The 23,944-nt window shown below is 59.2% G+C and carries 21 protein-coding genes; 4 read left to right on the top strand and 17 right to left on the bottom strand.

The window, feature by feature from the left end; genetic code table 11:
* Positions 1-156: 156 nt before the first annotated feature.
* The 10 genes from glp to VL130_RS17275 are packed head-to-tail and all read right to left on the bottom strand — an operon-like array spanning position 157 to position 13,158.
* On the bottom strand, positions 157-1,374 hold the full coding sequence (gene glp, locus VL130_RS17320; RefSeq protein ID WP_325364842.1) for a gephyrin-like molybdotransferase Glp: 1,218 nt from the start codon (positions 1,372-1,374) through the stop codon (positions 157-159).
* Between the two features lie 13 nt (positions 1,375-1,387).
* Complete coding sequence (locus VL130_RS17315; RefSeq protein ID WP_325364840.1) at positions 1,388-2,053, bottom strand: carbonic anhydrase; 666 nt, start codon at positions 2,051-2,053, stop codon at positions 1,388-1,390.
* A complete protein-coding gene (locus tag VL130_RS17310) occupies positions 2,050-2,601 on the bottom strand; it encodes a hemerythrin domain-containing protein (protein WP_325364838.1) in 552 nt (183 codons plus the stop codon). The genes VL130_RS17315 and VL130_RS17310 overlap by 4 nt, the downstream gene beginning before the upstream one ends.
* Before the next feature lie 38 nt (positions 2,602-2,639).
* Positions 2,640-3,719: a peptidylprolyl isomerase gene (locus VL130_RS17305; protein WP_325364836.1), complete on the bottom strand. Its 1,080-nt coding sequence runs from the start codon at positions 3,717-3,719 to the stop codon at positions 2,640-2,642.
* A gap of 4 nt (positions 3,720-3,723) precedes the next feature.
* On the bottom strand, positions 3,724-4,431 hold the full coding sequence (gene narI / locus VL130_RS17300; RefSeq protein WP_325364834.1) for a respiratory nitrate reductase subunit gamma: 708 nt from the start codon (positions 4,429-4,431) through the stop codon (positions 3,724-3,726).
* 2 nt (positions 4,432-4,433) lie between these two features.
* Positions 4,434-5,153: a nitrate reductase molybdenum cofactor assembly chaperone gene (gene narJ / locus VL130_RS17295; protein WP_303828554.1), complete on the bottom strand. Its 720-nt coding sequence runs from the start codon at positions 5,151-5,153 to the stop codon at positions 4,434-4,436.
* A gap of 3 nt (positions 5,154-5,156) precedes the next feature.
* Positions 5,157-6,680 carry a nitrate reductase subunit beta gene (gene narH, locus VL130_RS17290; protein ID WP_303828555.1) on the bottom strand — a complete coding sequence of 508 codons (1,524 nt, stop codon included), beginning with the start codon at positions 6,678-6,680 and terminating at the stop codon, positions 5,157-5,159.
* The gene (locus tag VL130_RS17285; RefSeq protein WP_325364830.1) at positions 6,677-10,408 is read right to left on the bottom strand and encodes a nitrate reductase subunit alpha; all 3,732 of its coding nucleotides are present in this window, start codon (positions 10,406-10,408) and stop codon (positions 6,677-6,679) included. Before VL130_RS17285 ends, narH begins: the two co-directional genes overlap by 4 nt.
* Positions 10,409-10,410: 2 nt before the next feature.
* A complete protein-coding gene (locus tag VL130_RS17280; protein ID WP_325364828.1) occupies positions 10,411-11,820 on the bottom strand; it encodes a NarK family nitrate/nitrite MFS transporter in 1,410 nt (469 codons plus the stop codon).
* A gap of 12 nt (positions 11,821-11,832) precedes the next feature.
* A complete protein-coding gene (locus VL130_RS17275) occupies positions 11,833-13,158 on the bottom strand; it encodes a nitrate/nitrite transporter (RefSeq protein WP_325364826.1) in 1,326 nt (441 codons plus the stop codon).
* Positions 13,159-13,497: 339 nt separating this feature from the next.
* On the opposite strand from VL130_RS17275, the gene VL130_RS17270 reads away from it, so the two are divergent.
* Entirely contained in the window at positions 13,498-14,274 is a 777-nt protein-coding gene (locus tag VL130_RS17270) for a cyclic nucleotide-binding domain-containing protein (protein ID WP_325364824.1), read from the top strand.
* Here the strand turns inward: VL130_RS17270 and moaA are convergent.
* The 5 genes from moaA to VL130_RS17245 all read right to left on the bottom strand — a co-directional run bounded on the left by moaA (position 14,271) and on the right by VL130_RS17245 (position 19,233).
* The gene (gene moaA / locus VL130_RS17265) at positions 14,271-15,263 is read right to left on the bottom strand and encodes a GTP 3',8-cyclase MoaA (protein ID WP_325364822.1); all 993 of its coding nucleotides are present in this window, start codon (positions 15,261-15,263) and stop codon (positions 14,271-14,273) included. The two genes, VL130_RS17270 and moaA, sit on opposite strands and share 4 nt — an antisense overlap.
* Positions 15,264-15,476: 213 nt before the next feature.
* Positions 15,477-16,661, bottom strand: coding sequence for an NnrS family protein (locus tag VL130_RS17260; protein ID WP_325364820.1), 1,185 nt, complete (start codon positions 16,659-16,661; stop codon positions 15,477-15,479).
* 67 nt (positions 16,662-16,728) lie between these two features.
* The gene (gene ubiV / locus VL130_RS17255; RefSeq protein WP_325364818.1) at positions 16,729-17,628 is read right to left on the bottom strand and encodes a ubiquinone anaerobic biosynthesis protein UbiV; all 900 of its coding nucleotides are present in this window, start codon (positions 17,626-17,628) and stop codon (positions 16,729-16,731) included.
* Positions 17,619-18,569, bottom strand: coding sequence for a ubiquinone anaerobic biosynthesis protein UbiU (ubiU, locus tag VL130_RS17250; RefSeq protein ID WP_325364816.1), 951 nt, complete (start codon positions 18,567-18,569; stop codon positions 17,619-17,621). The genes ubiV and ubiU overlap by 10 nt, the downstream gene beginning before the upstream one ends.
* A 43-nt stretch (positions 18,570-18,612) precedes the next feature.
* The gene (locus tag VL130_RS17245) at positions 18,613-19,233 is read right to left on the bottom strand and encodes an SCP2 sterol-binding domain-containing protein (RefSeq protein WP_325364814.1); all 621 of its coding nucleotides are present in this window, start codon (positions 19,231-19,233) and stop codon (positions 18,613-18,615) included.
* 159 nt (positions 19,234-19,392) lie between these two features.
* Here VL130_RS17245 and VL130_RS17240 point away from each other — a divergent pair, with 159 nt between their 5' ends.
* Both VL130_RS17240 and moaB read left to right on the top strand, forming a co-directional pair.
* The gene (locus tag VL130_RS17240) at positions 19,393-20,055 is read left to right on the top strand and encodes a DUF542 domain-containing protein (RefSeq protein ID WP_325364812.1); all 663 of its coding nucleotides are present in this window, start codon (positions 19,393-19,395) and stop codon (positions 20,053-20,055) included.
* Positions 20,056-20,064: 9 nt separating this feature from the next.
* The gene (gene moaB, locus VL130_RS17235; RefSeq protein ID WP_325364810.1) at positions 20,065-20,601 is read left to right on the top strand and encodes a molybdenum cofactor biosynthesis protein B; all 537 of its coding nucleotides are present in this window, start codon (positions 20,065-20,067) and stop codon (positions 20,599-20,601) included.
* A 75-nt stretch (positions 20,602-20,676) separates the two neighbouring features.
* Here moaB and VL130_RS17230 read toward each other — a convergent pair whose 3' ends face one another.
* Both VL130_RS17230 and VL130_RS17225 read right to left on the bottom strand, forming a co-directional pair.
* Positions 20,677-21,075 carry a c-type cytochrome gene (locus VL130_RS17230; protein ID WP_325364808.1) on the bottom strand — a complete coding sequence of 133 codons (399 nt, stop codon included), beginning with the start codon at positions 21,073-21,075 and terminating at the stop codon, positions 20,677-20,679.
* A 94-nt stretch (positions 21,076-21,169) separates the two neighbouring features.
* The gene (locus VL130_RS17225; RefSeq protein ID WP_325364806.1) at positions 21,170-22,714 is read right to left on the bottom strand and encodes an aldehyde dehydrogenase family protein; all 1,545 of its coding nucleotides are present in this window, start codon (positions 22,712-22,714) and stop codon (positions 21,170-21,172) included.
* Between the two features lie 198 nt (positions 22,715-22,912).
* On the opposite strand from VL130_RS17225, the gene adhP reads away from it, so the two are divergent.
* Positions 22,913-23,941, top strand: a complete 1,029-nt coding sequence (gene adhP, locus VL130_RS17220) for an alcohol dehydrogenase AdhP (RefSeq protein WP_325364804.1) — start codon at positions 22,913-22,915, stop codon at positions 23,939-23,941.
* Positions 23,942-23,944 lie beyond the last annotated feature (3 nt).

The following is a 23,944-nucleotide window of genomic DNA, read 5'->3' as shown; positions in this document are numbered from 1 at the left end:
CATCGGCCCTATCGGCATGTGTCGTAATACTTGCCGATGGCCTCGGTCGGCGCATGGGCGGTAACAAGCCGCATGAAGAACCTTGGCACTGCGAGGCTATCAACGCTATCCGTCCTGGATGATCAGTCTTTCCTGAACGTCAACACACCAGCCGGCTCAGCGGCGATCGAGGCGGATGAAAGACACGAGCGCGCCCGGCAGCGCCGGCGATGCCTGCGAGGGACGGACGATCAAGGCATCGGACTGCGCAAAAACCTGGATGAGCGCCGAATCCTGGTCCATGAAAGCCCTCAGCATGGGACGCCCTTCGTCATCCGTTACCACCTTCGCCCGCAGATAGGCTTGCCGGTCTCCATTGCCGGAGAGCGCATCAACGGTCGGAAGGTTCAGATGTTCCTCGATGTGAGGACGGCCAAGGGCCTTATTGATAAACGGTTTCAGGAACAGCTGAGCGCAGACGAAGGCGGAGGCCGGATTGCCTGGAAGGCTGAGGACACGTGTTCCGTCTTTCAGGGTCCCGAAGGCGGTCGGACGCCCCGGCCGCAGTTCGACCTTTTCAAAGACCGGGCTATATCCCAATGCGTACAGCGCTGGTTTTACCAGGTCGTAGTCTCCCACTGACGCGCCGCCGACGGTTACGATTAAATCGGCCTTCATGTCGCGCAATGCCCTGGTGATCGCCTTAAGACTGTCTGCCTCAACGCCGACGAAGATGGGCTTACCGCCCCACGCCTTTACCAGACTCATAAGCCCGAACGACGTCGATTCGAAAATCTGATCGTCGCGCACGGCGTGGCCCGGCCGGACGAGTTCATTACCGGTGCATAGAATAGCTATCCGGGGCTTGGCGGCGACATGGACCGCAGACAGACCGGTTGCGGCCACGAGGGAGAGACGCCACGCGTCAAGGCACTCTCCTGCCCTTGCAACCACGTCTCCGGCCCTGAAGTCCTGACCGGCCAGACGAATATGCGTCTTCTTTTCCTTCAGGCCGTCTGCCGTGATGGCTATGCGATCACCGCTACGGATAACGTTTTCCTGGAGCACGATAGCCCCCGCCTCGCCCGGCACCGGCGCGCCCGTGAATATCCGAACCGCCTCACCGTCGCGCAACGGCCCTGTATATGCCTTCCCCGCCTGACTCTCGCCCACGACCGTGAATTCGCTCAACGGGTCATCCGACGCCTGTTGGGTACGAATGACCGCATAGCCATCCATCGCCGATGATACGAAAGGCGGCTGGTCTCGCCGCGCAACGACATCAGCGGCCAGAATACGGCCGTCGCAATGCTGCAAGGCCTTCTTGTGGCGCCGGGGTTCGGGCGCGCCGTCCGCCATCAGGGTAATGGCTTCATCGACTGTAACCGCCTGCATGGCGCCGGTCCTTCTATCTCTCAACTTGCAAGTCCGTGCGGTCTTTAACCTCGATTGCGACCGCATTTGCCGCCTTCCTGGCCGGACGTGGCGTTCTGCCAACGGCAATACCCGGGTCTCTCAGCAGCCCATCCCGGGCGGACCACATTGCCCCGTCAATCTTGAGGCTACCCACCGCCAGGCGCGCCTCGACAAGAGGATGCTCGGCCAGGTTACGTACCTGTGTCCGCACATTCAGTTCACATAATGTCTGCACTTGCGCATCCTCACTGATGATCTCATCGAGGTGACGCCGATGCTGCTTGAAAAGCGTTCTGATCGGGCTTGTCCAATAATCAGCGACCCCTTGCGCCTTGTCCCGCAGCACATTACGCAGGCACTGGCAGCCATAATGCCCGCAGACGACAATGCGCTCGACGCGAAGCGTTTCAACCGCGTAGGCCAGGGTCGCCAGAAGACTTGAATCCTGCGCCGATATCTGATTGCCGAGATTGCGGTGGACCAGGCATCCCTCCGTCTCGAAGGGGGCAATTTCCAAAGATGGGTGCGGATTGTCGCTGCAACCGATCCATAAAATCCGTGGATCGGGCATTCTGCCGATACTCGTGAAGGCGTGCGGATCGGCCTGGGTCTGTTTCGCAACCCAAACCAGATTTTTCCTGAAAATGGGACTGGTCATTCTTTGTCACTTTCAAGGAGGCGTCCGCGACGCGCGGCAAGTCGGGCGCTCAGGGCCTGCAGGTCGCAGAGTTGCAGGCGCAGTCGTGCGATCGGCAGAATGACGGCGTTCTCAAGGGCAATATGTTTGCGTTCGTGGGTCGCGAACTCCGTCAAAAGCGTTCGAAGGCCCGGATTCAACGCAGGCGATTTTCGGTCCGCTCGCGCCTTGATCAAAGCGAACAGCAAAGCAGAGACTCGATCGACATCCGTTTTGTGCTCTCCACTCAAAACGCCGAGCACATGTTCCAGGTCGTCATCGGGCACAGCCCGCCGGCGCAGCAGCGGGAACAGGTCCTCCTCCTCATCAAGCACATGCAGCGGCATATCGTGTTCCAGGAAGGCAATGACCTCGTCCATACCCTCTTCGTTATAGGCCGCCGAACTTGCCAGCATGTCGATGAGCTTGCACAGCTGCCGATGACGGTAATGTTCGGCGAACAGCCAATTCAGCGGTTCGTGGATCAATGTGTCCGGCAGCTTTTCGATTTCCGTTTCCTGAGCCTGCATAACTGTGTCTCCAGATAATTGGCAGCCAGAGCCATAATTCAGGCTTTTCTGATGAGGGAGAAGGTCTTCCTGACTGGCGTCAGGCGCTTTTTCAGGACGCATGTCACGCTGGCCAGCAAGGGGTCTTCCGCGCCCTGGGCGGCCGAGACGAGTTGCGTGAACGACTCATCGTCGGCATGATCGAGGAAATCCCGCAGTTCCTGCCGAACATAGTCGGCAATCGTCGCGCCCCTGAGTTCGGCGGCAGCCGCTACCCTGCCGGCCAGTTCCGGATCGGCGGAGGTCAGCCACGGCGCGATCCGCTCGGCGAGCGTGTCATCATCGACCAAAGCCCCCAAAGACAGGCTGGGTTGTTCGACCCTGCCACTGTCCCCCATGCGCAAGGCGATCCCCTGGCTGCGGGCGCCCTCAACGAGCGTTTCGACATATTTAGCCGATGCGGCGATCCACGACCGGCTATCGAGGTGCATCCGGATTCGTTCGCGAACGGCTTCGAACGGCAGACGCTGACGCTCAACCCGACGGTCCAGCCGCAGGATATGCCATCCAAACCGGGACGCGACAGGCTCCGGATAGATGGCCCCGGCGGGCATGGACAGCAGGGTTTCCTCGACCTCGGCCACTAGGTCGCCGATCTGCAATTGTCCCAAAGAGCCACCGACCTCAGCCGACGGACATTGCGACATCGCTTTCGCCAGGCTGCCGAATGCACCGGGCTCGGAAAGGAGTTGTTTCACCAGGTCGAACGCCACGTCGCGCGCCGATTCCAGCAACAGGATATGCGAGGCTTCGTAGAGTTCCGGCGTGAAGAAGTGCTGCGGACGGGAATCGTAGAAACGTCGGCATTCGTCATCCGTCGGCGCCACGGGTGTAAGCTCGCAGGCGAACAGTTGCCGGATCAGGGCTTCTTCAGCGGTTTCCAGACGACCATTGTCATCGATCTCCGGTTCCGGCGTCAAATTCAATTCCGCAGCCCGATGGAGAAGCAGCGCCTTGATGGCCAGGGCATGGGCGGCGCTTTTGTGCGCGTCCCCCGATGTCGGCGCGGGGTGGTTCGGCATCTCGTCGCGGATCAGTTTTTCGGGGATTTCCACCCCGTCAATGACAAAAACATCCATGATTCTATCTCCGCTTCGGTTGCGTCATATCGCGACGGGTGCGCACAAGCTGCCAGCCGCGACGGTTGAGATACCAGATCGGCGCTGACAGCATGTGCACCAGTCGGGTGAAGGGAAAGACCAGCAGGATGGTCATGCCAAGCATGAGGTGCGCCTTGAAAATCAGGGACACATCGCGGACATTGGCCGCCGCGCCGGACTGGAAGCTGAAGATGCCCTGCGCCCAGCTCATGAACTTGACCATTTCACTGCCGTCGAGATGCTGCGCCGACAGGGGGATGGTCGCCAGACCAAGGCAAAGCTGGATCGTCAGAAGCGCCAGAATGGCGATATCGGCGAAACTCGATGTCTTGCGGATGCGGGCGTCAAACAGCCGCCGGTGCAGCAGCAGGAGCGCGCCGATGAGAGCGAAGACGCCCGCAATGCCGCCAGCGATCATGGCCAGCAATTGCTTGGCCATATGCGGCACGCCGAAATATTCGAAAACCGCGATCGGCGTCAGCAGGCCGACGAGATGGCCAACGAAAATCACCAGTATGCCAAGGTGAAAAAGAACCGATCCGGCAACGAGTTGCTTACGACGCAGGAGTTGCGACGAGCCGGAACGCCAGGTGTATTGCTCCCGGTCAAAACGCAGGATCGAACCCAACGCCAGCACCGACAGGGCGATATAGGGGTAAACCCCGAACAGAAGGTTGTTGACGGTTTCCATGATTACGCTCCTCTGGCGATTGCCGGTCTGGGGGCCGGCCGGCTGGCCGGCGGTGTGGCGCGCATGGCTTCAACCAGCGCCTCGGCCTTGGGACAACCGGCCTCGCCCGGTCCGAAGGTGACAGCGGTCTCTTCCCAGGTCTTGTCGAGGGCTTCGAGATCGTCGGGGTCCTGTTCCGGCTCCGCCAGCAGGGCGGCCACCACGGCGGCTTCGGCGCGCACGCCGGCCAGGGCCACCAGACTGTCGAAAACGGCCTGATACCGACTGTCGCGTTTCTTCAGACGGATCGCCATCGCTTCGAGCACATGAACCGCTTCAACGAGAAACGATGCGGCCTCGGCCTGCGTCAGGGTCGACAGGAATTCCAGGAACACCGGCAGGAAGTCCGGCAATTCGTTGGCGTCGAGTTCGAGACCCCGGCTGCGGTACAGTTCCAGCAAGGCGACCATGGCCTGTCCGCGTTCGCGGCTTTCGCCGTGGACATGCTCATAAAGATTGAGCGACAGCGAACGCGTCCGGTCGAATATGCCGATATAGCGCTCCTGCAGATCATAGAGATCATCTCCCTCGATCTCGGCGATCAGCGCATCCACGGCCTTGCATATCCGGGTTGAGACCAGCCCTTCCTGATGCAGGACCTGGGACACCACGGCCACGGTCTTCTTCACGTCTTCCGTGGGATAAGACAGGAGACACGCCAGTCCTTTGTAGGTCATAGCCATGATTTAGGCCTCCTTCGCGGTGGGCACGGCGGCCGGTTTCTTGATTTTGCCGAACAGGCCGAACTCGGTCTGTCCGCCGGAGCAGCCATTGCCGAAGGTAAAGCCGCAGGAACCGCGCAGGTCGTAGGCGTCCTCCGCCGCCTCGCGGTGCGTGGTCGGAATGACGAAGCGATCCTCGTAATTGGCGATCGCCATGATCTTGTACATGTCCTCGACCTGTGCGACCGAGAGGCCGACCTTTTCGACCATGGGCGCGTCGATACGGCCTTCGATCGTCTTGGCGCGCATATAGCAGCGCATGGTCATCATGCGTTGCAGCCCGGTGATGACAGGCGCCTCGACCCCCGCCGTCAGCAGGTTGGCAAGGTACTTCGCCGGAATGCGCAGGGAATGCACATCGGGCATTTCACCGTCCATTTCGAGCGCACCGGCAGAGGCTGCCGACTGGATCGGCGACAGGGGCGGCACGTACCAGACCATCGGCAGGGTGCGGTATTCGGGGTGCAGCGGGAAAGCGATCTTCCAGTCCATGGCCATCTTGTAGACCGGACTGTTGCGCGCGGCCTCCAGCCAGGCTTCGGGTATGCCGTCGAGGCGCGCCTGGGCGATCACCTTCGGGTCATGCGGATCGAGGAAAATATCGAGCTGGGCCTGATAGAGATCTTCGTCGGGCACCGAAGCGGCGGCTTCGATCCGGTCGGCGTCATAGAGCAGGACGCCGAGATAGCGGATACGGCCGACGCAGGTTTCCGAGCACACGGTCGGCAGGCCGACTTCGATACGCGGGAAGCAGAAGGTGCATTTCTCCGACTTGCCGGAATTCCAGTTGTAATAGATCTTCTTGTACGGACAGGCCGAGACGCACATGCGCCAGCCCCGGCACTTGTCCTGATCGATGAGGACGATGCCGTCTTCCTCGCGCTTGTAGATGGCGCCCGACGGGCAGGCCGCGACGCAGGCCGGGTTGAGGCAGTGTTCGCACAGGCGCGGCAGGTACATCATGAAGGTGTTTTCGAACTCACCGTACATGGCCTTTTCGATGCCTTCGAAATTGACGTCCTTCGAACGCTTGGAGAATTCGCCGCCCAGGATTTCCTCCCAGTTCGGGCCGCGCTCGATCTTCTCCATCCGTTCGCCGGTGATCTTCGAACGCGGGCGCGCTGTCGGAAACGCCTTCATCTCCGGCGCGGTTTGCAGGTGGCCGTAATCGAAGTCGAACGGCTCGTAATAGTCATCGATCTCCGGCAGGTCCGGATTGGCGAAGATCTTCGACAGGATGCGCCATTTGGCGCCCATGCGCGGCTCGATCTTGCCGTTGGGCTTGCGCACCCAGCCGCCATTCCACTTCTTCTGGTTTTCCCACTCCCTGGGATAGCCGACGCCAGGCTTGGTTTCGACATTGTTGAACCAGGCGTATTCGACGCCTTCGCGGTTCGTCCAGACGTTCTTGCAGGTTACCGAACAGGTATGGCAGCCGATGCACTTATCCAGATTGAGCACCATGCCGATTTGCGCACGAATCTTCATTGTGCCGACTCCTTCTTGCTGAGTTTCTTTTCGAGCCAGTCGACTTTCTTCATCTTGCGAACGACGACGCACTCATCGCGGTTGGAACCGACGGTGCCATAGTAGTTAAAGCCGTAGCTGAGTTGGGCGTACCCGCCGATCATATGGATCGGGTTCAGAACGATGCGGGTGCAGGAATTGTGAATGCCGCCACGCTGACCGGTGATCTCCGAGCCTGGCGTGTTGATGATCTTTTCCTGCGCATGGTACATAAACAGCGTGCCCTCACGCATCCGCTGCGACACGACGGCACGTGCCGTAAGGGCGCCATTGGAATTGAAGACCTCAACCCAGTCATTGTCGACAATGCCGACCTTGGCTGCGTCGGTTTCCGATATCCACACGACCGGACCGCCACGATTGAGCGTCAGCATCATCAGGTTATCGGAATAGGTCGAGTGGATGCCCCACTTCTGGTGAGGGGTAATGAAGCTGAGAACAATTTCAGCCTCGCCATTGCTTTTCTCGCCCTTAACCCAGGTCGTCTTCATATCGACCGGTGGCTTGTAGACGCACAAAGCCTCGCCAAATGCCCGCATCCACAGGTGATCCTGATAGAGTTGCTGGCGCCCGGTCAGGGTCCGCCAAGGGATCAGTTCGTGGACATTGGTGTAACCGGCGTTGTAGCAGACATGCTCGCTTTCGATGCCGGACCAGATCGGTGACGAGATGATCTTGCGCGGCTGGGCGACAATATCGCGGAAGCGGATTTTCTCGTCTTCCTTGGGCAGGGCCAGGTGAGCGTGGTCGCGCCCGGTTTGCTTTTCAAGCGCTTGCCAGGATTTGACCGCCACCTCGCCATTTGTTTCGGGCGCCAGCATCATAATGGCTTCGCACGCATCGATGTCGGTTTCGATCTTCGCCAGACCGTGGCTTACCCCCTCATCACTGACCTCTCCATTCAGTTCCTTGAGCAACTGAACTTCGTGTCCGGTCTCCCAGAAGATGCCCTTGCCGCCATTGCCGGTCTTGGCCAGCAGAGGCCCGAGCGAGGTGAAGCGCTTGTAGAGATTGGGATAGTCGCGCTCGACCACGGTAATTTGCGACATGGTTTTGCCGGGGATCGGCTCGCATTCGCCCTTGTACCAATCCTGCACGTCGAAGGGCTGCGCCATCTCGCCGGCCGTATCGTGCTGGATCGGCGTCAGGACGACATCCTGTTCGACGCCCAGCACTTCGGGGGCGATCTCCGAGAAGGTTTTGGCCAGGCCCTTGAAGATCGCCCAGTCAGAACGCGCCTCCCACGCCGGATCGACCGCCGCCGTCAGCGGGTGAATGAAGGGGTGCATGTCCGAGGTATTGAGATCATGCTTTTCGTACCAGGTCGCCGTTGGCAGCACGACGTCCGAATAGACCGCCGTCGTCGACATGCGGAAGTCGAGCGTCACCAGCAGATCGAGCTTTCCTTCCGGCGCGTGATCGTGCCAGACGACCTCCATCGGCTTTTGCTCCCCCGTAACGCCCAGGTCCTTGCCCTGGACGCCGTGGGTCGCGCCCAGCAGGTGCTTCAGGAAATATTCATGGCCCTTGCCGGATGATCCCAGTAGGTTGGAACGCCAGACGAACATGTTGCGCGGCCAGTTGACCGGCTTGTCAGGGTCCATGCACGATAGCTTCAGCGACCGGTCTTTGAGGGCGTTGACCACATAGGTTTTAGTGTCAATACCGGCGGCAGCGGCGGCCTTGGCGATCTCCAGCGAGTTGGTTTCCAGCGCCGGCGCCGACGGCAGCCAGCCCATCCGTTCGGCGCGCACATTATAATCGATCAGCGAGGCGTTCCAGTCGCCTTCCGGCGCGGTCGGCGACAGAAGTTCGCTGGTCGAGACCGTTTCATAGCGCCACTGATCAGTGTGCGCATAGAAATAGGATGTGCCGTTTTGCTGACGCGGCGGTTTCGCCCAGTCGGTGCCAAAGGCCAGAGGCGCCCACCCGGTTTGCGGACGTAGCTTTTCCTGGCCGACATAGTGCGCCCAGCCGCCACCCGACTGCCCGACGCAGCCACACATGACCAGCATGTTGATGACGGCGCGATAGTTCATGTCCATGTGGAACCAGTGGTTCATCGCCGCGCCGATAATGACCATGGATTTGCCATTGGTCTTTTCGGCATTGGTCGCGAAGCCGCGCGCTACCGCAATAATTTTATCACGCGATACCGTGGTGATGCTTTCGGCCCAGGCTGGCGAATAGGGCTGCGGATCGTCGAAATCCTTCGGCATGAAGTCGCCGCCGAAGCCCTGATCGACGCCATAATTGGCGAGGAACAGGTCATAAACGCTGGCGACAATGGCGTCGCCTTCCTTCAACGCCATCCGCTTCACGGGGACATTGCGCACCAGGACATCGGGATGGTCGGTCGAGGCGTAACCGACGGTCGCCTCATTGGCGAAATACGGGAAACCGACACCGGCCACATCGTCATGCGCACCCTTCAGGCCGAGGCGCAAAGAGGTCGCTTCACCGGCGCCGGATTTCTCCTCCAGGTTCCACTTGCCGTCTTCGCCCCAACGGAAACCGATCGAGCCTTGCGGCACGACGACTTGGCCGCTCGTTTCATCGATTGCGACGGTTTTCCAGTCGGGATTGTTGGCTTCGGCCATATCGCCGATGAAGTCGGAGGCGCGCAGCAGACGTTCGGGGATCAGGTAGCCGTCTTTTTTGACCAGGCGCACCAGCATCGGCATGTCGGAATATTTGCGCAGGTAGTCGCGGAAATACGGCACCTGACGATCCTGGTGGAACTCCTTCAGGATGACATGCCCAAACGCCATGCCGAGCGCCGCGTCCGTGCCCTGCTTGACCGCCAGCCAGATATCGCCGAACTTCGAGGCTTCCGAATAATCCGGGCAGATGACGGCCGATTTGACGCCCTTGTAACGGGCCTCGGTATAGAAATGGGCGTCCGGTGTGCGGGTCTGCGGCACATTGGAGCCCCACAAAAGCAGGAAGCCGGAATTATACCAGTCCGCCGATTCCGGCACGTCGGTCTGTTCGCCCCAGGTCTGCGGCGACGACGGCGGCAGGTCGCAGTACCAGTCGTAGAACGAGCCGCAGACACCGCCCAGCAATTGCAGATATCGCGCGCCGGCGGCATAGGACACCATCGACATGGCCGGGATAGGCGAGAAGCCAAATACGCGGTCCGGACCGTAACGCTTAACGGTATAGGCATTCGCGGCGGCAATCAACTCGTTCACTTCGTCCCAGCCAGCCCGCACGAAACCGCCGGAACCGCGCACCTGGATGTAACTGTCGCGCTTCTTGGCGTCGCGCTGGATCGATTCCCAGGCGGCGACCGGCGCCAGTTTCGCTCTCGCCTCTCGCCATAACTTTAAAAGCCGCGAACGGATGAGCGGGTATTTCACGCGGTTGGCCGAATAGAGATACCAGCTATAGCTGGCGCCGCGCGCGCAACCGCGGGGTTCATGGTTCGGCAGATCCGGGCGGGTGCGCGGATAATCGGTTTGCTGGGTTTCCCAGGTGACGATGCCGCCCTTGACGTAGATCTTCCACGAGCACGAACCGGTGCAGTTCACGCCATGCGTCGAGCGCACGATCTTGTCATGGCGCCAGCGGTCGCGATAGGCCTCTTCCCAGGTGCGGTCATCGTCGTTGAGGACGCCGTGGCCCTTGGAGAACAGCTCGGTTTTGCGCTTGAAGAAGGCGAGACGGTCAAGAGTATGGGACATGATTATTCGGCCGCTTTAAGAGTGGTGGGAGACTTAGCGCCATTCAGGATGGAGCCTTTGCGGGCGTAGACAGCCCAGTTCAGGACGGCGCAGGTGACGTAGAACAGGAGGAACAGGATCAGGGCCGTATTGGCGTTGCCGGTGTCTTTCAGCGACTGCCCGAACGCCATGGGAATGAACACGCCCCCAAAAGCGCCGAAGGCGGATGTAAAGCCGACGATCCCGGCGCTTTCCATTTCCGACGCCTTCAGACGTTCGGCCGGGCCTGCCTTGGGAAGAAGCCGTGGCATGTCGGCGCGGACGATAGAGGGGATCATCTGGAACGTCGAAGCATTGCCGACACCGGTCCAGAAGAACAACCACATGAAGGCACTGAAGAAGGTCGGGAAGGACGCGGCGCTCCCGAATGCGCCGACACCGTAAAGGACGCCCAGAACACCGAAGATCAGCGCACAGAAGGTAATTTGCGTGACGTTCTGGCCACCCCATTTGTCGGAAATCCAACCGGTCAGGGCGCGGGAAACGGCACCGACCAATGGTCCAAGGAAGGCGATCTTCAGGACCAGGACATCAGGGAACAGAGTCCTCGACAGTAAGGGAAAAGCGGCGGAAAAGCCGATGAACGAGCCGAAAGTGCCCAGATACAGCCAGCACATCAGCCAATTGTGCTTGCGGCGGAATACGACCGACTGCGCCTTGAATGACGCCTTGGCGGTGGAGATATCGTTCATGCCGAACCAGGCCACAACAGCGGCGGCGATAATGAACGGCACCCAGATAAAGCCGGCATTTTGCAAGTAGAGGTGGCCCTCTATGCCCTTGTCATGTGTAACCTGACCCGCGCCGAACACCGGTGCGAACAGGCTACTGGCGATAACGACCGGCACCAGGAATTGCATCACGCTGACGCCGAGATTGCCGAACCCGGCATTGATAGCGAGCGCGTTTCCCTTCTGCGACTTCGGATAGAAGAAACCGATATTGCTCATCGATGAGGCGAAATTGCCGCCGCCAAGCCCGCACAGCAGGGCAAGGATGACGAAAGCCAGATAGGGCGTTTCAGGGTGTTGAACGGCTATCCCGATACCGATCGCCGGGATAGCGAGGGAAAGGGTGGTCAGGACCGTCCAGAGACGGCCGCCCAGAATCGGCACCATGAAGCTGTAGAAGATGCGTAAGGTAGCGCCCGACAAGGCCGGCAACGCCGTCAGCCAGAACAACTGGTCGGTCGTAAACTTGAAGCCTATGAGTTTCAGCTTCGCCACCACCACCGACCACACCATCCAGATGGCAAAGGCGAGCAAGAGATTGGGAACCGAAATCCACAGGTTGCGCGTGGCGATGCCGCGTCCCTTCCCGGCCCAATAATCCGGGTCTTCGGGTTTCCAGTCGGTGAGCAGAGGGTTTGCCATGAGGAGGTCTCCTTAAGACTTGGTTGCCGGCGCTTGGCCCATGCCAACCAGTTCAGGTAATTCGGGAAGAGAGGACATGCCGGGGAAGCGGGCCTGCTCCATGCGGCGGATGGCGAAGTGCATCCACAACAGAGCCGTGCCCACGAGGAGGAAAAGCAGCATGAAGCAACTGGTCCAGATGCCGGTGATGTCGTTGAGAAAGCCGAAAGCGATCGGCAGCAGGAAACCGCCAAGACCGCCGACCATGCCAACGACACCGCCAACGGCACCGATACGGTCGGGATAATAGACGGGAATGTGCTTATAGACGGCGGCCTTACCCAGGCTCATGAAAAAGCCGAGCACAAAGATGATGACCGTGAACGGCACGAGGCTGGTCGCAATGCGGAAGGTAATCGGCCCCTTGACGCCATCGACGATGTAACTGGCCGAGGGATAGGCAAGGAGAAACGTGCAGATCAAAGCCACGCCGAAGGTCATATACATGACCTTGCGGGCGCCAATCTTGTCGGACAGCCATCCACCGACCGCGCGAAACAGGGACGCCGGAATGGAATAGGCGGCGGCGAACAGGCCTGCGGTACGGACATCGAGGCCGTAGACGCCAACAAGATAGTGCGGCAACCACAGGGCCAGGGAAACGAAGCCGCCGAAAACGAAGAAATAGTAGAGTGCGAAACGCCAGACCTGCAGGTTTTTCAGCGGCGCGAATTGGGCGAGCATAGGCGCCGGTCTGACGCCGGCGCTGCGCCGCGCGACCAGATCCGGATCGTCCCTGGTGGTGAAGAAGAAAAACAGCGCCATGACGCACAGGCCCGCGGCCCAGACCTGCGCGACGCCCGTCCATCCCAGGGCGACCATGACGACAGGGGCGACAATCTTGGTAAAGGCGGAGCCGATATTGCCGGCGCCGAAGATGCCCAAAACCGTCCCTTGCCTGTTCTTGGGATAAAATCTTGAGACGTAGGCGATGCCGACGGCGAAGGAGCCGCCGGAAATCCCGACGCCGAGCGCGGCCAGCAGAAACTGCGGATAGGTGTGGGCGTAGGACAGTAACCAGGTTGAGGCCGCGGCCGCCAGCATCACGACCAGATTGACGACCCGACCCCCGAACTGATCGGTCCAGACGCCCAGAAAGAGCCGGACGAGCGAACCTGTAAGGATGGGTGTGCCGACCAGGAGACCAAACTCGGCATCATTGAGATGCAGGTCCTTTTTGATCTGAATGCCGATGATGGCAAAGATCGTCCAGACGGCGAAACATGCCGTGAAAGAAATGGTGCTGACCCAGAGTGCGGCAAATGCGCCAGGTGCGGGTTTTTCAGAAGCGGCGACCATTGTCATTTCTACCTAAGTGATGCAGGCCCATATGGCGTGTTCAGGCAGAAATACGGCACATGCACGAGAGTACACTTGATAGATGTCAATCTATCGGTCCATGTCCGTCATACGAATACTAAAATTAACTGGAGGAAATGAGCATATTGATCAATTTCATCAACACACTTGTCAAGTGTGTGCTCCCGACTTGACACATATCAACCAGCATTACGCCTTGGACAACTATTTAAAATCTCAAAATTTGCCCGGAAAGTGCTTGTGAAAGTCGCTTGACATTTATCAATTTGGGCAGCAATGCTGAATTATTGCGTCACTGGAAAAGAGTTGAGTTTCCCCATGAGAGATGTCGATCTAAATAAGATTCGCAATCTGCAATTGTTCGCGGGAATGAGTGACGCCCGGTTTGTGGATGCCACCGGAGGCGCCTTTCTGCAAAACTTTCCCGCCAACGCCACACTTATGTACGAAGGCGACCCGGTCGACTTCCTCTATATTTTGATGGAAGGCGCCGTTGAGTTGCAGGGGACCTGGAAGGATAAGGAAAGCACGCTTGCGATTCTCAGGCCCATCTCAACTTTCATTCTCGCCGCCGTGGTACTTGACGCCAACGCCCTGATGTCAGCCCGCACCTTGGAGAAATCCCAGATTCTGATGCTGTCCGCTGAATCCCTTCGGCGCACGATGAATGAAGATCCCGGTTTTGCCGTGGCGGTTGCTCAGGAAGTCTCCGGCTGCTACCGGGGCCTGGTCCGTTCGATCAAGAACCAGAAGCTGCGCGGCGGCGCCGAGCGGCTTGCCAACTATCTGTTGACCCTTCAGGTCCGCCAGGGCGGCATTGAAACGGTCACGCTGCCCTATGAAAAACGGACCCTCGCCTCGCTGCTGGGAATGACGGCCGAAAACCTGTCCCGGGCCTTTGCCACCTTGTCTGACTACGGCGTTGAGGTGCAAGGCTCGGAAGTCAAGATCGCCAGGCCTGTGCCGCTGAGGCGTCTGGCTGCGCCAAGTCCGTTGATAGACAACCATATGCCGCCAGGCAAAGGCACGACAGGCAAGGCCGCCAAGGAAATGTGGCCGCCATCAGAACGATCCTGCAGCGCCGAAAGGGGCTAACCCCCCAATTCGGCCAGATGCTTAAGGTCTCCTGGCAGGTTTTCGTGCAGACGGTGCCCGGCCGGCTTACCGGCAAGAGCGGCGGAAATACGATGTATAAGCGCGCTCTTATCTTCGGCATTTTGCAACAGGTCACGCAAATCGCAGCCACCTTCGCCGAAGAGACACAGGCGCAGCTTGCCACGGGACGTTACCCGCAGCCGATTGCAGCCGTCGCAGAAGCCGGCGGCATAGGGGGCAATAAGACCAATCCGGCCGGCATAATCAGGGTGGGCATATTCGGCGGCAGGTCCGCCGTCCGGCAGTTTTGGCTGCAACCGCCAACCTCTTTGCGTGAGCCAGCCCGTCACCACGCTGCCCTTGATGTAATTGGCGGCGAAATAGTCCGCATTGTCGCCAGTCCGCATCAGTTCGATGAACCGCACGGCGATGGGGCGCTGGCGAACGAATTCTGCCCAGGCATCGAAGCCGGCCTCACCTGTGTTCTTAAGCAGAACCGCGTTGAGCTTTACCGACCTGAAATCCAGGCTGAGCGCCTCGTCGATTCCGGCCATGACCGCCGGCAACTTGTCGTGACCGGTGATCCGATGAAACGTGTCCCGGTCGAGCGAGTCGACGCTGACATTGAGGTGGCTCAATCCGGCATTTCGCCACTGGCGCACGCGACGATCCAGGTTCCAGCCATTGGTGGTCATGGCGATTTTGGTGATGCCGTCGACCGCGGACAAATTCGCGATTACGTCGATCAGATCGACCCTGACGCTCGGCTCCCCGCCCGTCAGGCGGATTTTGGAGACGCCGACCTCCGCAAATGCGGACGCCAGATTGGCGATTTCAGACGGGGTCAGGAAACTGAGCGGACCGGTTTTCTTCCAGCCGTCGGGTAAACAATAGGTACAACGAAAATTGCACACCTCGGTCACCGACAGCCGGACATAGGAAAAGCGCCGGCCGAATCCATCGGAAAGGTTGCGAGCCTCGAAGGCCATTAGAACGTCCTCATAAGATGAAAAGCGGCGGGTCACCCCGCCGCTCTGACCGGCACATTCCGTCGACTGTCCGTTATCTGCCGCAGCGTGTGGCGAAGGGGGAAAACGTCATTTGCCGCGGCTCCAATAATGACGACTCTACATCCGGTGCTTCCAAACTCTATTGACAGGTCCGTCGCGTTTGCTTGACATTCATCAATTACGTTCAGCGCCTCACGCGCGCAGACGGGCCGTGACGAGCTTTGGTCCATAGACCCGTATGAAGCCTGCAAACGCCATCATCCAAAGCGCGGCTGATATGATCAGGCCGGACATATATGCCTGAGGCATGAGAGCGGCGCCGACCCTCACTACGGCCGCCGCATTGACCAGAATGTAAATAATGAGCGTTCCCCGGTCGGCAGTCAGCGGCCGTCCCGTATGCCCGAGAGTCGATCTCGTCATCACGGCCAGGGTCATCACGCCAATGGCGCCTGCCGTCAGCGCATGAAGACCAGCCTGCATCGGCACCGCACCTGGCGGACTCACGACCTGCCCCAACGATGCCATGCCAAGCAGAACGAGGCCGATGACCAGCCACGCATAGCCCACGTGCAGTATCCACAGAAGGGGCTCCTTACCCGTCGCCAATCCCCGCCACCGGCTGAGGCGCCAGCCATTCAGGCCGCCCGCCGCCAAAAGCCCTCCACCGCTCCACATCGAGACGGGAACCATGGCCCAGCCCAGCAATGCGACTGCGGTGACAATGATGACAAGCAGATCCAGGCGGTTGAAAGACGGCGGCATGATAACCCGGCCGGCCTTTTTCAGCCAATTGGTCGTAAAGCTCGGAATAATGCGGCCGCCGATCAACGCTATGAGCGTCAGAACAATTCCGAGGGTCAACCGGATCGTCATCTGGGTTTCCCCGAGATGAAAGCCAATGTTGGCCAGGGCCAGAAGGGTCACCATGACGGCTATGGGCAGATTGCGCCAATTTTTGCCGGTCAGTATTTCCCGCCAGATCACGGCGGCGAAAACACAAAGAAAGGCGCTATCCAGAATCACGCCTGCGAGGCTGTCCCTGGCGGGGCAAAGCATTGCCACACGACCAATACCCCATAGGCCAAAAAGGATGGCGAGCGGAATGCCCGTGACCGGCAGCCGGCCGGTCCAGTTGGGCACGGCGGTCAGCAGGAAACCGGCTATGATCCCGCCGAGATAGCCGAACAACATTTCATGGGCGTGCCAGGAAACATTTATTCGCATCCCCGCCGCGTCTCCGCCCGAATAGATCCATATCCACAGCGGCACCATCAACGCCGACCAGACCGAGGCAAACAGATAGAAGGGTCTGAAGCCGGCGCTCAGAATGGAGACCCCTTTGAAGGCTCTCATTTGTTCTGCCGTTGTCGCCATAACGCAAACTCCTAAAATGAGACCAAATAATAATGCCTATTATTTGCAAATACGACGCGGCAGATCGTCACGCGCTTTCAGCGACCTTACTGCCAGGTTCTCCGAGCAGATAACCGGACACAAGCGGACCGGGGAGCGAGAGCGCCCGGAGCCTGGCGTTCAACTCGCCAACATCTATGGCCTTAGATGCAAAGGATTCGAACAACGGAGCCACGGCGATCATATCCACCGCGTGCGGGCTTAGTCTCAGGGTCGTCACGCCGGCATCCGTCAACCTATCGATAGAAACGCCAGGCACATGGACGCCATTCGACAGGATCTGGATACCATTGATGGCCAGAAAATCCTGGCCTTCGACCGTCCGGACGGATCGCCCGTCCGGATCACGGTCGCAGACGAACTGGCAGGCGTCCTTATGCAGATTGTGGGCGCGCGCGTGGTAGCAACGCCCCGAAAGCGCCAATGGCAGCCGGCCAAAAGCATGGATTTCAATCGGCAAGGTCGGAACTGACTTATGGATCGCGCTGATCGCTTCCAGCGAAAGCTCGATGTTGGCGCACAGACGCACACATCCCATGCCTACCAGTTGCTTCGCGGCGAGTTCGTTATAAACATTGAGGAACGGCCCCGCGACGAACGGCCGATTGTCGCGCCCAAGCAGGACGGACATGTCATTGACCTCGATTTCGTCTTCGACGCAGGCCAGCGCAGACGACATGGCCTGCTCCCGCTCAGTCGCCGGCAAGGCCAGGCTGGAAAAGACCACACTCTTTCCGGCATTGATCAGGCGTTCGGCGGCGCGAGCCAGGACGGGACCGAGAAACGGTATCCGTTTGGAGCATACAACCTCGCCCAGATAAACGCGGTCGAACGGGCTGTCATCTGCTATGCGCGCGTAAAAGGTCTCGGTGACTTCAGGCGACCAGTTGAAGAGCAAGGGACCCAGGCTTAGATTCGCTAACGCCATGACTTTTTATACGCCCCCGATGTCTCTCTTCGCCCCTCGGCCAGATCCGTAAGCAGGTCCGCATAGGGCGCGGTCGGCTCCCCCGCTTCAAGCGCATCGATGGCCAGCCTGAACGCCCTGGCGACGCGGGACACATATGCCTTGCCGCGTTGCCGCCCCTCCACCTTGACCGCGGTTACCCCGGCGCGTCTTAATCCGGCGAGCATATCCATGGCATTGAGGCTCACCGGGTCTTCAAACAGATACGAAGGCTTTTCGTCGAGAACGAAGCGCCCTTTGCACAAGGTCGGATATCCGGCGGGTTCGTTAGCGGCGTGGTGATCGATGGCAAACTCTCCGAGCCGGGATGTCATTGTACCGTGAGCCTCGGTAAAACTCACCGACTCGGGTGGCGAACATACACCCGTCAGATTTGGCGATCCGGGTGTCGCGTATGACGACAGGGCGCACCGGCCTTCCGCCATTACGCAAAGCCCGCCATAAACGAAGGCCTCGATCTCCACATCGACCGATTTGGTGAGCCGCGCGATCTCTTCCACACTGAGCACGCGAGGCAGGACGACACGTTTTACACCATAGGCCTGTGCATAGAAGGCGATTGCCTGGGGCGTGCCGGCCGCCGCCTGGACAGAGAGATGAAGCCGCAAATCCGGCCAGACCGAATGCGCATAGGCCAGAACACCGAGATCGGCGGCGATAATGGCGTTGACCCGTGATCGTGCGGCGCTGTCCACCGCTTTTTGCCAGGCGGCCGTATTGCCCGCCCGCGCAAAGGTATTGATCGCCAGCAGAAGTTTACCGCCCTTCTCACGCGTCCACCTGACGGCCGCCGGCAAATCGGCGGCTTCAAGATTTAAGCCGGGAAAGTTTCTTGCATTGGTTTCATCCTGCAGACCGCAATAAACGCTGTCGGCCCCGCCCTCTACGGCGGCCCGCATCATGGGCACCGATCCCGCCGGACATACCAGCTCCAGCTTTTTCCGTTTAGGCGACGCCATGACGCGCCCTGGTATACAATCCGGCGAACATTTTATCGAAGACAGGCTTCAACGGAGAAGGCAGACCCAAAATGTCGCCGGGCCCCAGTTCAGCCGCCTCCAGGGCGTTGTGAAGCGCCAATGCCGCGTCTGTGGCGCCATCCATCTTGATATGGCCGGCGAAGAAACTCGAATCCGCGTCGATCGTTCCATCGAACAGACCGAGCAAGGTCATAAACGTACCGCTGATTCTGACGGAATATGCCTCCCGATCCGCTGCCCCCACGACCTTAATGGCGCCTTGCTGCGTCAATGGTGTCAATTTGAACGCAAAGGGCAGGTCCGTTGGGCAAATCAGAAAGGCGGCCTGCTGAAACCGTCCCAGTCTGCGAAAGACCTCCGGACGTTCGGTCGCCAGACGCCGGACCGATGCCGTGAGCATTGCACTCAGTGGCGCCATCACCGGCTGAAACAGCCAGGTCGGGGGAGACGGCAACACCATAGGAAAAGAGCCGAGGAACTTTGGGCGCATAAGGATTGACCGAAACAGCAGGTTGCAAGAACCAGGCAGCGTGACGTCGAAGATCGTTCGGTAGCGTCCAGCAAAATGGTTTTTGAGTGAGACCATTTCTCAAACTATCTGCGGCAACAGCAAGGCCGGAACGTCTGTCGCACCGTTAAAATTTATCAAGCGAATGACCCAAAAGCCTTGGACGGACGATTGACAGCCTTTAATGCCGCGGACTCTTCCGGCCGGTATGAAAGTCTCAGTGAAGGAGTTTTCAACATGACCATGCAAGACACGCTCGTTAAAGACATCGCCGTTACGGTGCCAGGCGCCACGGCCGTTTTCCGGCGCTACAAAATCGATTTCTGCTGCAAGGGCGGTGTGCCCCTCAGCGAGGCGGCGGCAACCCGCGGGGTCGATCTGAACAGCGTGCTAAATGATCTGTCGGCACTCAAGGGAGGCGAAGTCGAAGCGCCGGATGCGACCGAAGCGCTTATTTTCTATATCGTCGAACGCTATCACGATGTGCACCGCGCGGAATTTCCGGAAGCCATTCGTATGGCGCGCCGCGTCGAAGCCGTTCACCGCGACAGCCCTGACTGCCCCCACGGGCTTGGCGATCTTCTGGCCATCATGGCGCATGAACTGGACGAACATCAGGCTGTCGAGGAACAAATGCTGTTCCCGTCCATGCTGAGCGGCCAGTATGATCTGACCCATCCGGTCGCCCGCATGATGAGTGATCATGAAGACCTCGGCGCCCAACTCGAAACCCTGGCGCAACTGACCACGGATTTCATCCCACCCAACAGCGCCTGCACGACCTGGCGCGCCCTCTATGCGGCCTGCCAAAAGCTCGATACGGATCTGCGCGTTCACCTGCACCTAGAGAACAACATCCTGTTCCCGCGGTTTGCTGATATGTCACTTGTAACGGCGTAAGGCGTCGCAATGGCCGGCATCAATCCAGACCTCCCTTTTTATCCGCTCAACATTGCGGTCCTGACCATTTCAGACACCCGCAATATCGAAACAGACACCTCGGGCGCGTTGCTGGCGGATCGCCTTCTCGCAGCCGGTCATAAGCTGATCGCACGTGTCATCGTAACCGATGATGTCGATGCTATTCGCAGTCAGGTCGGTAAATGGATCGCCGATGAGAATGTCGATGTCGTCCTGACGACCGGCGGCACAGGTTTCGCGCCGCGCGATGTGACCCCGGAAGCCATTCGCCCCCTCTTTCGCCGGGAAATGGAAGGCTTCGGCGTAGTGTTTCACCATGCCAGTCTGGCAACTGTCGGCGTGGCGACGCTTCAGTCACGCGCCTTCGCGGGGCAGGCCGGAGACACGTTCATCTTCTGCCTGCCGGGTTCGACCGGCGCCTGCAAGGACGGTTGGGACCTGGTGCTCTCGATGGAACTCGACAGCCGCTTCCGCCCCTGCTCCCTTGTCGGCCAGATACCGCGTTATCGCGGCATTTGTCCGTAACAGCCGTTTACGATCGTTCGCCGTTTCCACCAGAAAACACAAGCGCAATCGCTGGCGGCATGCTTGCGCCCTCCCCTAAGGCTTAAGGGGTTTCAATGATTTCAGATAAGAGATCATCGCCTTTCGATCCTTAGCCTCGGAGAAACTCCATGGCATAGTTGTGCCTGGATACATGCGGGCGGGGTCAATGAGAAACTCCTGAAGGTGGTCAGGAGTCCACATGTCACCATTATGGTTGGCTGCCCGCAACGCGGGAGAATAGTTAAATCCGACCACCGCCCCTACCGGCTTGCCCACAACGCCAAATAGTGCCGGCCCATCGCCTTTGACCATGTACCCGGTATCGTCGTGACAGGCCGTGCATCCATGATTGAAGAGGTTTCGGCCGGTGGCAATCTCTTTTGCGGTATCGGCGCACGCATTATGAACGACGAGCGTACCGACAAGAGTCATGCAGAGCGCTACGATTTTCATACTGATTTGCCTTGGCTGAGATTGGCACCTTGCGCAGGGCCCCGCTTTGAATAAGGGGCAATCGCGAGACCAGTGCATCGGAGGGATATGACGGCTAAAACAGGCCTTGGGCATCCTCGCCATAGCTGACCAGCAGGTTTTTGGTTTGTTGATAGTGCTCCAGCATCATCCGGTGATTTTCGCGGCCGAAACCTGAAGCCTTATACCCGCCGAAGGCCGCATGAGCCGGATAGACGTGATAACAGTTGGTCCACACCCGGCCCGCCTCAATCTCACGACCGATCCTGTACGCGGCGTTTCCGTTGCGTGACCAGACCCCGGCGCCGAGACCGTAGATCGTGTCGTTGCCGATGCGGATGGCGTCTTCGATGGTCTTGAAGGGGGCGACGGAAAGGACCGGCCCGAAAATCTCTTCCTGGAAAATGCGCATTGAATTATCGCCGACAAAGACGGTCGGTTTAACGAAATAGCCATTGTCGAGATCACCGCCCGGTTTGGCGGCCATACCGCCGGTCAGGCACGTGGCGCCTTCCTGATTACCGATGTCTATGTAACCAAGAATCTTGTGCAGTTGCTCTTCCGAAGCCTGAGCGCCCATCTGGGTTTCAGGATCAAGCGGATTGCCCACCTTGATATTCTCGACACGTTTGATGGCGCGCTCCAGAAACTTGTCGAAAATCGACTCCTGGATCAGGGCGCGCGACGGACAGGTGCAGACCTCCCCCTTGTTAAAAGCGAAGAGCGCGAAGCCTTCGAGCGCTTTGTTGAAGAACGCATCATCAGAGTCCATGATATCCGCCATGAAAATGTTCGGCGACTTGCCACCCAGTTCCATGGTCTGCGGAATGAGATGCTCTGACGCGTACTGCATAATCTGACGGCCGGTCGTTGTCTCGCCGGTGAACGAAACCTTCGAGATACGCGGGTTAGCGGCGATAGCCTTGCCGACAGTGCCCCCCGGTCCGGTCACGACGTTCAGCACCCCCGGCGGCAGGATATCGATGGTCAGGCCCGCCAGAATGAGCAGCGACAGCGGCGTGTTTGAAGCCGGCTTGATCACCGTGCAATTACCTGCGGCAAGGGCGGGCGCCAGCTTCCATGCGGCCATCAGCAGTGGGAAATTCCACGGTATGATCTGCCCGACGACACCCAGAGGCTCCTGAAAATGATAGGCGATCGTCTGATCGTCGATCGTCGAGATACGGCCTTCCTCGGCCCGGATACAGCCGGCAAAATAACGAAAATGATCAATGGCCAGGGGTACATCCGCGCCACGCGTCTCGCGTATGGGCTTGCCATTGTCCAGGGTTTCGGCGATGGCGAGGAGTTCAAGATTTTCCTCCATACGATCGGCGATCCTGTTCAGCATTTTCGCGCGCTCGGCCGGGGATATCTTCGCCCAGGCCGCCTTCGCCCTGTAGGCAGCGTCCAGGGCCGTCTCGACGTCCTGTGCCGTCGACTGGGCAAACTGGGCCAGAGGCTGGGCATTGATCGGGCTGTGATCGGTGAAATAAGCTCCATCGACAGGCGCGATCCAAGCTCCGCCAATGAAGTTCTCGTATCGGGCCGGCAGAGCGCCCTTCGTCCGGACAAACTCCACTGCCTTCTGGAACAGGGTGTCATTCTTGCTGTCGTACATGACGTAATCCTTTTAGGGCGGACCAGTATGCCCGTGATCGCTGGCTTTCAGTGCCTCACGGCTAAACCTGATCGTCAAATAGCACTGCAATCGTCCGGCTCATTTGATCAGGATCAAAGCCGAAGACAGTGCAGGCTCTCATAAGATGGCAATCATGGGGCCCGCAGGTCTCCGCATCCATTAACGAGGAGAGTCTTTGTGACGAAGACAATGAAAGCCGCCGTGGTTCGAAAATTCGGCATGGCCCTGGCTATAGAAGACATGCCGATTCCTGTGCCCGGCTTTGGTGAAGTGCTCGTCAAGGTGGTCGCCTGCGGCGTTTGTCATACCGACCTGCACGCCGCCAACGGCGACTGGCCGATAAAGCCGCAGCCCCCCTTCATTCCCGGCCATGAGGTCGCGGGCGTGATCGCCGCTATGGGCCCCGGCGTGACCGGGTTGAAAGAAGGGGATGCCGTCGGCGTCGCCTGGCTGCATGATGCCTGTGGACATTGCGAATATTGCGAGACCGGCTGGGAAACCCTGTGCGAGCAACAACACAACACCGGATACAGTTGCAATGGCGGCTTCGCTGAATATGTCATCGCTGCGGCCGCCTTCGTGGCGCGTCTGCCTTCAGGCGTTGGGTTCGCTGAAATTGCCCCGATATTGTGTGCCGGCGTCACCACCTACAAGGGCCTGAAAGAGACCGAAGCCCGCCCCGGAGAATGGGTCGCCATTTCGGGCGTCGGCGGGTTGGGCCATGTGGCGATACAGTATGCCAAGGCTATGGGTTTGTATGTCGCCGCCATCGATATTTCAGCCGACAAGCTGGCCCTGGCGCGTTCGGTCGGTGCCGACATCGCCGTGGATGGCCGGTCACCGGAAGCCGTAGCCGACATATTGAAGGCCACCAGTGGCGGTGCGCACGGCGTGCTGGTCACGGCAGTATCGCCGCCCGCCTTTTCACAGGCGCTGAGCGTGGTGCGTCGCAAGGGGACAGTCAGCCTGGTTGGCCTGCCGCCTGGCAATTTCCCGACACCGATCTTCGATGTGGTTCTGAAGCGTATTACCGTGCGCGGCTCGATCGTTGGCACGCGTCGTGACCTCGATGAAGCGGTGGCATTTGCCGCTGCCGGCAAGGTCAAGGCGGACATCAGGAAAGCACCGCTGGAGGATATCAACGCGATTTTCTCCGACCTGACGGCAGGTAAGATTGAAGGCCGGATGGTGCTCGATTTTTCTTGAGAT

It is taken from the genome of Asticcacaulis sp. (assembly GCF_035497195.1).
GTDB lineage: Bacteria > Pseudomonadota > Alphaproteobacteria > Caulobacterales > Caulobacteraceae > Asticcacaulis.
This window is presented reverse-complemented; position numbering and strand designations above follow the sequence as displayed.

Bases quoted from the DNA above. Each gene is read 5' to 3' on its own strand.
- glp (WP_325364842.1), bottom strand. From the start codon at position 1,374: ATGCAGGCGGTTACAGTCGATGAAGCCATTACCCTGATGGCGGACGGC.
- VL130_RS17315 (WP_325364840.1), bottom strand. From the start codon at position 2,053: ATGACCAGTCCCATTTTCAGGAAAAATCTGGTTTGGGTTGCGAAACAG.
- VL130_RS17310 (WP_325364838.1), bottom strand. From the start codon at position 2,601: ATGCAGGCTCAGGAAACGGAAATCGAAAAGCTGCCGGACACATTGATC.
- VL130_RS17305 (WP_325364836.1), bottom strand. From the start codon at position 3,719: ATGGATGTTTTTGTCATTGACGGGGTGGAAATCCCCGAAAAACTGATC.
- narI (WP_325364834.1), bottom strand. From the start codon at position 4,431: ATGGAAACCGTCAACAACCTTCTGTTCGGGGTTTACCCCTATATCGCC.
- narJ (WP_303828554.1), bottom strand. From the start codon at position 5,153: ATGGCTATGACCTACAAAGGACTGGCGTGTCTCCTGTCTTATCCCACG.
- narH (WP_303828555.1), bottom strand. From the start codon at position 6,680: ATGAAGATTCGTGCGCAAATCGGCATGGTGCTCAATCTGGATAAGTGC.
- VL130_RS17285 (WP_325364830.1), bottom strand. From the start codon at position 10,408: ATGTCCCATACTCTTGACCGTCTCGCCTTCTTCAAGCGCAAAACCGAG.
- VL130_RS17280 (WP_325364828.1), bottom strand. From the start codon at position 11,820: ATGGCAAACCCTCTGCTCACCGACTGGAAACCCGAAGACCCGGATTAT.
- VL130_RS17275 (WP_325364826.1), bottom strand. From the start codon at position 13,158: ATGGTCGCCGCTTCTGAAAAACCCGCACCTGGCGCATTTGCCGCACTC.
- VL130_RS17270 (WP_325364824.1), top strand. From the start codon at position 13,498: ATGAGAGATGTCGATCTAAATAAGATTCGCAATCTGCAATTGTTCGCG.
- moaA (WP_325364822.1), bottom strand. From the start codon at position 15,263: ATGGCCTTCGAGGCTCGCAACCTTTCCGATGGATTCGGCCGGCGCTTT.
- VL130_RS17260 (WP_325364820.1), bottom strand. From the start codon at position 16,661: ATGGCGACAACGGCAGAACAAATGAGAGCCTTCAAAGGGGTCTCCATT.
- ubiV (WP_325364818.1), bottom strand. From the start codon at position 17,628: ATGGCGTTAGCGAATCTAAGCCTGGGTCCCTTGCTCTTCAACTGGTCG.
- ubiU (WP_325364816.1), bottom strand. From the start codon at position 18,569: ATGATGCGGGCCGCCGTAGAGGGCGGGGCCGACAGCGTTTATTGCGGT.
- VL130_RS17245 (WP_325364814.1), bottom strand. From the start codon at position 19,233: ATGGTCTCACTCAAAAACCATTTTGCTGGACGCTACCGAACGATCTTC.
- VL130_RS17240 (WP_325364812.1), top strand. From the start codon at position 19,393: ATGACCATGCAAGACACGCTCGTTAAAGACATCGCCGTTACGGTGCCA.
- moaB (WP_325364810.1), top strand. From the start codon at position 20,065: ATGGCCGGCATCAATCCAGACCTCCCTTTTTATCCGCTCAACATTGCG.
- VL130_RS17230 (WP_325364808.1), bottom strand. From the start codon at position 21,075: ATGAAAATCGTAGCGCTCTGCATGACTCTTGTCGGTACGCTCGTCGTT.
- VL130_RS17225 (WP_325364806.1), bottom strand. From the start codon at position 22,714: ATGTACGACAGCAAGAATGACACCCTGTTCCAGAAGGCAGTGGAGTTT.